The organism is Bombilactobacillus sp. ESL1202 (assembly GCF_058107125.1).
This window is the reverse complement of sequence record NZ_CM176590.1, coordinates 17,255-29,299: the sequence shown is the minus strand read 5'-3', so window position 1 is coordinate 29,299 and position 12,045 is coordinate 17,255. Positions and strand designations below refer to the sequence as shown.

Here is a 12,045-nt window from a genome sequence, read left to right as displayed (position 1 = left end):
GTATGGAAAAGAAAAAATATGTAGTAGTTGATTTAGAGACGACAGGTACCAATCGTCAAGAACATGATCGGATTATTCAATTTGCGGCAGTTGTGATTGAGAATTGGCAAATAAAAGAACACGTTTCTTTTTTGATTAATCCACAATGCCATATTACAGAACGAATTAGTCATTTGACTGGTATTACTAATCAGCAATTACAAGAACAGCCAGTATTCGAATATTTTGCCGCCCAAATTTTTGAATTGTTACAAAATTCAATCTTCGTGGCACATAATGTGGAATTTGATTTTCCCTTTTTACAATCGGAATTGGTTGCTGCAGGTTGGCCAAGATTAAATTGTGCAGCAATTGATACAGTCGAATTAGCACAAGTTTTATTTCCTCAAGCACCTAGTTTTAAATTGAGTGATCTGACACGTTATTTACAAATTGATCATTTTTCACCGCATCAAGCTGACAGTGACGCAGCTGCAACGGCAATTTTATTTGTCAAATTACGGCAACAGTTACTGAATTTACCGCTACCGACTTTACGTTGGCTAGTCAAGTTAGCAGACAATTTTTTGCGTCAGACGGGAGATTTTGTTCGAAATACTGCCCAACTGGTATTTAATCAACAATTAGAATTGTCTCCTGATTTAATTGAGGTTCATCAAATTGTTTTAAGACGACCGCACGAAGGGCAACCTGATTTTTTGCAGTCCTCAGTTTTTCCAACGACTAGAAAGCAAAAATTAGCCTTATTTCAAGACCAAATACAGTGGCGCCCCCAACAGGCCAAATTAATGAATTTTATTAATCGTAAATTAACACAAGAGCCGCCGTTGGCATTAGTTGATGCGCCAACGGGATTAGGGAAAACGCTAGGTTATTTATTACCAATTAGCTATCAATTAGATCAGGGAAAGCAAGTAGTTGTGGCAACAGCTACTAAATTATTGCAACAACAAATTTTGCAAGAAGATTGGCTTCAAGTTGAACAATTAAGGCAACGTCATTACGCAGTGACACAATTATCTAGTCCACAAGATTATTTAGATTTAGATAATTTCTATCATTTATTAATGACAACAACCAAAAATCGGCAATCTCAGTTATTATTGTTGAAAATTTTAGTCTGGTTAACACAAACGACTACGGGTAATTTGCAAGAATTGAATCTAACTAATCTGCAAACTGAATTTTTTAGGCTAATCAAAAGTTCCGGTCATCGAACCACAGGAATTTTTATTAAATATGATTTTTGGCAACGACAATTGCAGCAAGTGCAACATAGTTCCTTAATAGTTACTAATCAAAGTTATCTCTTAAAGCATTTAGATTCTGAAATTTTTCAGCATTCCAAACAACTTGTTGTTGATGAAGCAGCCAGTTTACTGCAACAAACGTTGGTTCCACAAGCGCAATTGCAAATCAAAACGGTTAAAACCGTAACCAAACATTTGAGTGATCTGCTTTATCAAAACCGGGTCTTATTAAGACAATTTTTTCATGATAATTTGTGGCAATCATGGCGTTATGAGGATTTAACGCAATTGCAACAAGTTTTTGAACGATTAACTTCTAATTTGCAAAGATTAGAGGCCGAGATTGTTAGTAAATATGTTAAACGTCAATTAACTTTAGCACACCGTCAAGGACCAGTGCAGCTAGCTTTGCCACTGGCACAATTTCAAGCTTCAACATTAAATTGTTGTGTTGATTGCGATCAGAGTATACAGTTAATTTTAGCTAAAATTGCTAAATTACTGCAATTGTATCAAAGGTTACAGACTAATTCTTTACTAGCAGTGGATCGCTTATTACAGCAAATTAAAAATGAATATTTACTTTTATTACAACAACAACAGCAATTAGCCGTAATTTTAAAATTAGTTCAGTCCCATGCTAAAGATTGTGGCTTGATTATTACAATGCAAGATTATCACGATTGGAATAGCTTAAGTTTGGCAACACAAAATTTTAATCAACAATTGTTATTGAAAGAAGTTCAACAACAGTTTACAACTACCATTTTAATTGGTGCTGGTTTAAAATATCAGCATAGTTTTCATAATTTTTTGCAACAATTAGGAGTTAAGCAAGCGATAGCCCAAAAAAATAAGCTGAGTCTGCAATTAGATTTTTCCTTGGATGAACGATTGCAGGTTTATTTGCCGACAGATGCACCAACACCAAAGCAAACCAATTTTATCTTTATTTGGGCGCAACAAATTCAGACTTTATTGGCAGCTAAACCATGTCAAACTTTAGTTTTGTTTAATTCATTACAGTCTTTGCAAATTGTTTATCGTTTATTACAAGTAGCAGGGGTAGATAATGATCGAGAGCTTTTAGCTCAATCAATTTCTGGATCTAATCGACGGTTGCAAAAGCGGTTTGCACTCAATCCAACGGCTGTTTTATTAGCAACTACAAGCTTTGGTACAGGGTTAAATTTGGCACCACAAAATTTACAGTTGGTTATAATTACTCAGTTACCATTTGAGTCGCCTGAGGACCCTTTCGTTAAAGCAAAAAATAATTATTGGCAACAACAGCATCAAGTCGCTTTTCAAGTGGAGAGTTTACCAACGGCTGTCAGACGACTGAAACAACAGGTCGGCCGCCTAATACGTGGACCACGAGATCAAGGCGATTTAATTTTTTTAGATCAACGTTTACGAACCGCTAGTTATGGTAAACTAATTTATCAAGAATTGAATTTACCAACATTACAAACTGAGCTCACGGTTCAGCAATTAAGTCAAAATTTGAGTGTGGTGAAAAAATGAAGCGTCAGTGGAAAAGTTCCTTAATTTTGGGAATAATAATTGTATTAATTGTCTGCATAATTGGCGGATTTTATTTGATAACAGCACCACATAGTTCAGCTAAAAATCAAGCAATGCGTGTGGCTCGCCAAAATGCTGGAGTAGAGCAAGTTGATTTTTATTCAGAATTTAATCGGCGTCAACGTTATTATACGGTGGGTGGCACTAATCAACATCAGCAATATCGTTATGTAATCATTAATGGTCAAACCGGAAGAATTCATAGTTTTACGGGCAAGAAAAATTTGGTCCAGCAAGTCAGACAAACAGTGCAAACCCATCAACATCCTCGAAGAATTACTAAGGTAGCTTTGGGCTACGATCAAAAACGCTTAGTTTGGGAAGTAACTTACCAAAATACTAATCGTAGTTTAGGCTATTATCTGATTAATTTTAATAATACTAAAATTTTACAGGTAATTAATAATTTATAGTAATCGAAGATGATTTGCTCTAACTAATTAGTATGAGATCTGCTATAATTTTTAACAGACAGCAAATTTAATTTAAGTAAAACCAAGAATTACTGGAGGCAGTGTAGTGGAAACAATTCGAATTATTGACGCGAAAGATCATGTCAATGAAGAAGTTAAAATTGGCGTTTGGTTAACAGATAAACGTTCCTCAGGAAAAATTGCTTTTTTACAATTGCGGGATGGAACCGCCTTTTTTCAAGGTGTAGTTGTTAAAAGTGATGTTGGTGAAGAGTTATTTGAAGTAGCGAAAAAGTTACGTCAAGAAACCAGTTTTTATGTAACAGGTGTGATTCACCAAGATGATCGTTCCCATTTTGGATATGAAATTGAAGTTTCTAATTTAGAAGTAATTGGTGAGAGTGAAGATTTTCCAATTACCCCTAAGGAACATGGAATTGAGTTTTTATTAGATCATCGTCATTTATGGTTACGTTCACGCCGACCATTTGCCATTATGAAAATTAGAAATGAAATTATTGATGCTACTTACCGGTTCTTCAAGCAAGAAGGTTTTATTAAGATGGATCCGCCCATTTTAACTGGAACTGCGCCTGAAGGAACGACTGAATTATTTGAGACTGATTATTTTGATCATCCAGCTTATTTATCTCAAAGCGGTCAATTATATATGGAAGCAGGAGCAATGGCTTACGGTAAAGTCTTTTCCTTTGGCCCTACTTTTAGAGCTGAAAAATCTAAAACTCGCCGGCATTTAACCGAATTTTGGATGATTGAACCAGAAATGGCTTTTATGCATCAAGAAGAAAGTTTGCAAGTTCAAGAACGTTACGTCAGCTATTTGGTACAAGCTGTTTTGGATAATTGTCAATATGAATTAAAATTATTGGATCGTGATCCTAAAATTTTAGAACGCTATACTAAATTGCCTTATCCACGAATTTCTTACGATGAAGCGGTAGAAATGTGTCAAAAGGGTGGTTTTGATATCAAATGGGGCGATGATTTTGGTTCACCAGAAGAAACTTATATTTCTGACCAATTTGAGCAACCAGTCTTTGTTTTAAATTATCCGAAAACAATTAAGCCATTTTATATGAAGCCGGCTTCAGATCGGGACGATGTTTACGTTTGTGCCGATTTGTTAGCACCGGAAGGTTATGGCGAAATTATTGGTGGTTCTGAAAGAGCCGTGGATTACGGTAAAATGAAAGCTGAAATGGAAAAAGAGGGGATGAACCTCGAAGATTATGATTGGTATTTAGATCTACGTAAATATGGATCGGTGCCGCATGCTGGTTTTGGTATGGGCTTAGAACGGGCACTTACGTGGATTTGTCATTTGGATCATTTGCGCGAAACAATTCCGTTTCCACGAATGATTAATCGCTTGAAGCCATAATTTATTGATTATATTTTATGAAAAAGATTGAACAATTTTTGTTTAATCTTTTTTGTTATCCGTGTAAGAGTTAGTTTCATTAATATGCTGTATAAGGGTAAAACTAAAGATATATTCGTAAGTTTTTCAATGAACTATTTCTATTGTTATTTGAATAGAAATAGTTTTTTTGTTGATAAATTTTTAGATTATAATTTCATTATTAAAATCCTAAATTCGGGCTGCTTAAATGGCTTTTTTTAACAAATTGTTCTTTTCACAAAATTGATCTTTTTTATTTAATTTAAAATATTATAATAGTTAATGTATCATTGAATTTGATTTATGTAGAAGGGAGTTACTTTAATGACTAAAGTTAAACAAGACTACATAGTGGGTCTGGATATGGGGACTAGTTCATGTGGTTACGCCGTTACTGATAAGAAAAACCAATTGTTACATTTACAAGGCAAAACGGCCATTGGGGCACGCTTATTTGAAGAAGGAGTTTCGGCAGCTGAACGTCGAGGTTTTCGGACGACCAGAAGAAGATTAAAACGCCGGAAGTGGCGTTTAGGATTATTAGAAGAAATTTTTGATAGTGAGATGGCAAAAGTTGATCCTTACTTTTTTGTGCGGATGCGTCAATCAGGGTTATCACCTTTGGATCAACGTAAAACTGTGCAGGCCATTATTTTTCCAACGCCACAAGAAGATCAAGAATTTTATCATGAATATCCAACCATCTATCACTTGCGTCAAGCTTTAATGACACAAAATAAAAAATTTGATCTTCGCTTAGTTTACTTAGCTATTCATCAAATTGTTAAATATCGGGGCAACTTTTTACAAAATACACCGGTCAAAAATTTTAATGCTTCCAAAATTGACGTTCAATCAGCTTTAGAAAACTTGAATAATATTTTTGCTGAAATAAATGTAGAACGACCACTCCAATTAGCTGCTGATAAAGCAAATTCCATCGCAGAAATTTTGCGTGATCCAACAGAATTCAAATCGAACAAAGTTAAAGAAATTGCTAAATTATTAGTTGTTGATGCTGCAGATGACACCAAAGAAAACAAAAAATATAAGAAAAATGTGGCGCAACAAATTGCTAATGCAATTTTAGGCTATAAGACTAAGTTTGAAATTGTTTTAAATCAGGATATTGAAGCAGATGCTAAAAAAGAATGGGAATTTAAATTAACTGATACTGACGCTGACGATAAATTAGCAAATATTGCCGAACAAGTTGATGATCAACAACAAGCGATTGTCACGGAAATTAATCAATTATTTGGGGCAGTGACTTTAAGTACATTAGTTGATGAAGGTAAAACTTTGTCTGCCACTATGGTACGTAAGTTCAATGATCATAAAGATGATTTAGCTTTGTTAAAAGAAGTGATTGTTAATCATCCTGCTCGCGATAAAGCTCAAAAATTAAGCTTAGCTTATGATTTGTACGTTAATAATCGGCATGGCAAATTGTTAAAAGCTAAAAAACAATTTAAAACTACTAAAGTATTAGCTAAGGATGAGTTTTATAAACAAGTTAAAGCCAATTTAGATGATTCAACAGCGGCTCAACAAATTTTAGATAAGATAGCTTTAGACACTTTTATGCCCAAGCAACGAACTAGTGCTAATGGTGTCATTCCTTATCAGCTTCATCAAATTGAACTGGATAAGATTATTGCTAATCAAAGTCAGTATTATCCATTCTTAGCACAACCTAATCCTCTAACTGAGCATCAAAGTCAAGCACCGTATAAATTGGATGAGTTGGTTCGTTTTCGTGTTCCTTATTATGTAGGACCTATGATTACTAATCAGGAACAACGGCAAACGTCAGGTGCAAATTTTGCTTGGATGATTAGAAATAGTAACGATCAGCATCCAAATGAAAAAATTACGCCATGGAACTTTGACCAAAAGGTTGATCGGATGGCTACCGCCAACCAATTTATTAAACGAATGACGACCAAAGATACTTACTTATTAGGTGAAGATGTCCTACCAGCAAGTAGTTTATTATACCAAGAATTTACGGTTCTCAACGAATTGAACAACATCAAGGTCAACAATCACCGAATATCCGCTGCAGTAAAACAAGATGTTTATGAACATTTATTTAAGCAAGTGAAGACTGTTTCGAAAAAGAAATTAGTTGATTATTTACAGCAAAATTATCAATTACCAGCTGTTAACATTACTGGTTTAGCTGATGAAAAGAAATTTAATTCTAGCTTGGCAACTTATTACCAACTGCGAAAATTGGATGTTTTAGGTGATAAATTAGATGATCCCAACTATCAGTCTGATTTAGAAAAAATTATTGAATGGTCAACTGTTTTTGAAGACCGGGCGATTTATCAAGCTAAATTGTATCAAGCTCAAGAAACGGATATTCCATGGTTAACGGCTGAACAAATCAAAGCCTTGTCTAAATTACGTTATCAAGGTTGGGGACGTTTGTCTAAGAAGTTATTAATTGGTTTACATGATCAAAACGGTCAAAACATCATGGGACGTTTGTGGGATAGCCAACAAAACTTTATGCAAATTGTCAAAGATCCAAGCTTTAAGTCGGCAGTTGAACAGGAGAATGCTTCTTTATTACAGAGCAATCAATCAGATTCTCTAGAGGATATTTTAGCTGATGCTTATACTTCACCAGCTAATAAAAAGGCAATTCGCCAAGTTGTTAAAGTAGTAGCTGACATTGTTAAAGCTGCTGGTGGTAAAGCACCTGCCCAATTTGCAATTGAGTTTACCCGTGAACCGGATAAAAATCCACAGCTTTCACGTCAACGGGGTAAACAACTGCAAGAAGCTTATGATAAAGCTGCTGGTCAACTAGTAGAACAAGGCATCAAAGACGGCTTAGAATCTGCTATTGCTAATAAGCAATTAGTGAAAGATAAGTACTATCTTTACTTTATGCAGGGGGGACGTGATGCATATACTGGTCAGCGAATTAATATTGATGAAGTAACCACTGGTTATCAAATTGATCACATTTTACCGCAGTCTTTTATCAAAGATGATTCGCTAGCTAATCGTGTTTTGACAGCATCACCGATTAATAACGCTAAATCTAATGATGTGCCATTTAAACGATTTGCTAAAAAAATGGTTCCCGATTTACAAATGAATGTTAGTACGATGTGGAAACAATGGCAAAAGGCTGGAATGATTAGCCAAAAGAAGTTAAGCAATTTATTATTGGATCCTGATAATTTGAATAAATATCAGCGTTCGGGTTTTGTTAATCGACAATTGGTCGAAACAAGTCAAGTTATTAAATTGGTAACAATTATCTTACAAGCTCAATATCCGGAAGCAGAGATTATTACAGTTAAAGCCAGCTACAATCATTCCTTGCGCAAACGTTTGAAATTGTATAAGAGTCGCTCAGTTAATGATTATCATCATGCGATTGATGCTTATTTGTCGGCTGTTTGTGGCAATTATTTATATCAGATGTATCCTAAATTGCGTCAATTCTTTGTTTATGGTAAGTATAAAAAATTTGCTTCTGATGCAGATCAAGATCATGCTGCGATTAAAGAATTGAATAACTTTAATTTTATTGGTCAATTATTACGTAAGGATAGAACAGATGAACCGGCTCCAGAAAAATTGTGTCGGCCGCATACTGATGAAGTTATTTTTCAAAAACATCCTGATATTTTCGATCCTTTACGCAAAGCTTATAGTTTTAAACACATGTTGGTTTCGCGAGAGACTTTCACTAATGATCAAGAAATGTTTAAGATGACCATTTATCCTAAGATCGAACGTGATACTTCTAATTCTAGAACATTGATTCCTAAAGCTCAGGGGATGGATCCTAAAATTTATGGTGGCTATTCTAGTAATGCGAATGCTTATATGGCAATTATCAAGATTGATAAAGCTAAAGAGTCAATTTATCGAGTTGTTAGTGTTCCTATGCGGATTTTAGGTAAGTTAAAACAAGCAAAAACATCCGTTGAACATGATCAATTATTAAAACGGGAATTATCAGCCCAAATTTTGAGTAAACGTGGAGTTAAAGATTTTTCAATTATTAAAGGTAAGGTTCCCTACAAACAAGTAGTGTTAGATGGGGATAAGAAGTTTATGTTAGGGTCTTCGGTTTATTTTTATAACGCCAAGCAATTAACCTTATCTGATGATAGCATGCGTATTATTAAGGGAGATTTTGAAAAATCGGAAGATAAGAATCAACTTTTGATTAAAGTTTTTGATGAGATATTATCTAAAATGGATAATTATTTGCCGCTGTTTGATAATAGAAGCTTTAGAAAAAAACTTCATGATAGTAGAGATTCATTTATTGAATCTTCCGTTTCTGATAAAAAAGTTATAATTAATCAAATATTGGATGGATTACACGATAATGCACTGGCAACCAATTTTTTAAATGTTAATCATTTTGGACAATTAAAGTTAAATTCAGGGATTGTTCTTTCATCTAATGCAAAATTGGTTTATCAATCACCAACTGGTTTGTTTGAAAAACGAGTGCGAGTATCTGATTTGTAGAACATAAAAAGAGGCTAAGACAATTAAATTAACGATCGTATTCTAGATGGAATAAAGCGAACATTGATTAACTTTGTCCAGTCTCTTTTTAATTAATAAAAATTACAGCAATTTGGTTTGGAATAATCATTTAAACTTTGTATGATTAAAATTAATTGTTTAATTTGAAATTTAATTGTTGGATCTTAGAATTTTGGGCTATTCACAACATTTAATATGTTAAGAATAAAGCTAAATGACAAGGAGAAATTAAAATTTATGGCGTGGCGATCAGTAATTATTACTCAACATGCAAAACTGACTTATTCGATGAATATGATGATTGTACAAACACGTGATGGAGTCAATCAAATTCCGATTGCTGATATTAAATTACTGTTAATATCAACTTCACAAGCAGTCATCACTAGTGCTTTGATTAGCAAATTAGCGCAAAATCAAACCAAAGTGATTTTTGTAGACGAACACTATCAACCAATAACAGAAACGATGGATTATTATCCCGGTAGTCGTAATTTACAAAAATTACAGCAACAATTTAATTGGGATGAACAACGTAAGAAAATTTTATGGACTAAAATTGTGAATCTCAAAATTAAAAATCAGATTGTGGTCCTGGATAATTATCAAATAGATTCACAAGAACTACAATCTGAACTGGAAGTTTTAGAGCTAGATGACGTCACCAATCGTGAAGCTGTGGTGGCTCGTAAATATTTTATGGCGTTGTTTGGTCGAAAATTTGTGCGACGCAGTTTAGATGCGATTAATGCTGCTTTAGATTATGGTTACAATATTTTGCTATCTAGTGTTGATCGTGAAATTGCCTTAAACGGTTATTTAACTTATTTAGGCATTCACCATCACTCCGAGGAAAATGAATTTAATTTAGGTTCTGACTTGATGGAACCCTTTCGACCGTTAGTGATTATTGGATGAAAGCTCATGATAATATTAAAGAATTTACGCCCGATATTAAATACGGTTTAGTTGAATTATTGAGTTTACAAATTAAATTTAATGGTCACAAGACTTTAATGACTAATGCAATTACTACTTATACCCGTGATTGCTTAAAATTTTTGAGTGGTGAAATTGATGAAATTAAAATGGAAATGAGTGTGACAGATGAGGTACCGAATAATGCGCTTAATGATAATGTTTGATTTGCCAGTAGAAACAGCAGCTGAAAAAAGAGAATATCGTCAATTTCGTAAAAAACTAATTAACGAAGGCTTTTTAATGATTCAATACTCTGTTTATGAGCGTGTTTGTGTTACTCGGCAAACTGCGACTTTCTTAGAAAATCGCGTTCGCCAGTTTTTACCTCAAGGAGGAGTAGTTCAATCATTAATGGTTACGGAAAAACAATATAATGATATGCACTTTTTAGTAGGTAAACCAATTGATGATGTTCGTAACACTTCGGATAGGACGGTGATTCTATGATTTTATCTTATTCAACACATAAAAAATGGCAGTGGCAAACTAACGGATTGAAGATGTTAGTAACTAAGAGTCCCATTGTTTACCGAGATTTAATTCAAGGATTTCAATCACAAAACCAAATGCTATTGTGTACTACTGATCAATATGATCAATTAGAAATTAATAAAACTTTTGACTTCATTGGCGATCCTTTATTAAGCGGTGATATTACTAGAAAATATCTTGTTCAAATTGTTAAATGTTATATTGAAGGCTTAGATGAAGTGAATCGTAATCGAATAATTACTGCTTTCCATAATTTAGAAGCAATACTACAAGATTCTTTATTGTTAGAAGATTTACCACTAGAAATTGATTTCGATGAAGACTTAAAGAAGTTACTCAAATTAGTTAATTTACATCTAGATCATAAATTATTATTAGATCCATGTGCTATAATAGAAACAGTTCTAAAGGTTCATGAGACTTGTCATCTCAAAACAATACCTGTGGTTTGTAATCTCGCTAATTACTTAGAACTACAGGAGCTATCTGAAATAAATCAATTAATTAATGAGTTAAATTTAACTTTCGTTGTGATAGAATTTGCAACTCCGGATTTAATTAGAATCCCGCAAGAAGTGCAATTCTACTATATTGATGAAGATCTTATTGATTGGTATTAGCAACTAAATTAAAATTGGATTATAAAAAATCGGTTTTAGATAGTTGTTAGATCAATGAGGTTTAGAACCGTAAAGGTGCTCACCCACTCCAGTAAAGGGTTTTAGATAGTTGTTAGATCAATGAGGTTTAGAACCTGTTGTTAGAGACAAAGCTTCAGCTACTTGTTTTAGATAGTTGTTAGATCAATGAGGTTTAGAACTAGGAATTAATAGTTTTTACCTAGCTCTTAGTTTTAGATAGTTGTTAGATCAATGAGGTTTAGAACGTAAATTATTTTTAAAAAGTTGTCTCTTGGTTTTAGATAGTTGTTAGATCAATGAGGTTTAGAACAAAGCTTCGGCGTCTTTTTGAGTAACGTCGGTTTTAGATAGTTGTTAGATCAATGAGGTTTAGAACATTGACACCATCTACTATGTAGATCGTTTTGTTTTAGATAGTTGTTAGATCAATGAGGTTTAGAACAAGATACCAACCGCAGTTGAAAGTGTCTTTGTTTTAGATAGTTGTTAGATCAATGAGGTTTAGAACCCTTCTCTTTGTGCTAAATCAGCTAGTAATGTTTTAGATAGTTGTTAGATCAATGAGGTTTAGAACTTACGGTAATTCATTAAAAAATAAAGCCTAGTTTTAGATAGTTGTTAGATCAATGAGGTTTAGAACGATTACCCGACTCGGAGAAATGGTTTTAAGGTTTTAGATAGTTGTTAGATCAATGAGGTTTAGAACTGAGACGCTTGACGAT

The 12,045-nt window shown here is 33.7% G+C and carries 6 protein-coding genes, 1 pseudogene and 1 CRISPR repeat array (1 of these 8 running past the window's edge); all 7 genes and pseudogenes read left to right on the top strand.

What is annotated here, in order from left to right:
• The first annotated feature begins 2 nt into the window (after positions 1-2).
• The 7 genes and pseudogenes from AC3B7A_RS00130 (at position 3) to csn2 (ending at position 11,302) form a co-directional block, all read left to right on the top strand.
• The gene (locus AC3B7A_RS00130; protein WP_489755754.1) at positions 3-2,777 is read left to right on the top strand and encodes a helicase C-terminal domain-containing protein; all 2,775 of its coding nucleotides are present in this window, start codon (positions 3-5) and stop codon (positions 2,775-2,777) included.
• Positions 2,774-3,250, top strand: coding sequence for a cell wall elongation regulator TseB-like domain-containing protein (locus AC3B7A_RS00125; protein ID WP_489755753.1), 477 nt, complete (start codon positions 2,774-2,776; stop codon positions 3,248-3,250). The genes AC3B7A_RS00130 and AC3B7A_RS00125 overlap by 4 nt, the downstream gene beginning before the upstream one ends.
• Before the next feature lie 106 nt (positions 3,251-3,356).
• Positions 3,357-4,652, top strand: coding sequence for an asparagine--tRNA ligase (asnS, locus tag AC3B7A_RS00120; RefSeq protein ID WP_489755752.1), 1,296 nt, complete (start codon positions 3,357-3,359; stop codon positions 4,650-4,652).
• A 345-nt stretch (positions 4,653-4,997) separates the two neighbouring features.
• On the top strand, positions 4,998-9,188 hold the full coding sequence (cas9, locus tag AC3B7A_RS00115; RefSeq protein ID WP_489755751.1) for a type II CRISPR RNA-guided endonuclease Cas9: 4,191 nt from the start codon (positions 4,998-5,000) through the stop codon (positions 9,186-9,188).
• A 258-nt stretch (positions 9,189-9,446) separates the two neighbouring features.
• Positions 9,447-10,354 (top strand): annotated as a pseudogene (gene cas1, locus AC3B7A_RS00110) (type II CRISPR-associated endonuclease Cas1).
• Positions 10,332-10,637 (top strand): CRISPR-associated endonuclease Cas2, encoded by a 306-nt coding sequence (gene cas2, locus AC3B7A_RS00105; RefSeq protein ID WP_489755750.1) that lies wholly within the window; start codon positions 10,332-10,334, stop codon positions 10,635-10,637. The pseudogene cas1 and the gene cas2 overlap by 23 nt, the downstream one beginning before the upstream one ends.
• Positions 10,634-11,302, top strand: coding sequence for a type II-A CRISPR-associated protein Csn2 (gene csn2, locus AC3B7A_RS00100; protein WP_489755749.1), 669 nt, complete (start codon positions 10,634-10,636; stop codon positions 11,300-11,302). Before cas2 ends, csn2 begins: the two co-directional genes overlap by 4 nt.
• A gap of 32 nt (positions 11,303-11,334) precedes the next feature.
• A CRISPR array of direct repeats spans positions 11,335-12,045; the repeat unit is 36 nt; unit sequence GTTTTAGATAGTTGTTAGATCAATGAGGTTTAGAAC; it runs 248 nt beyond the window's last position.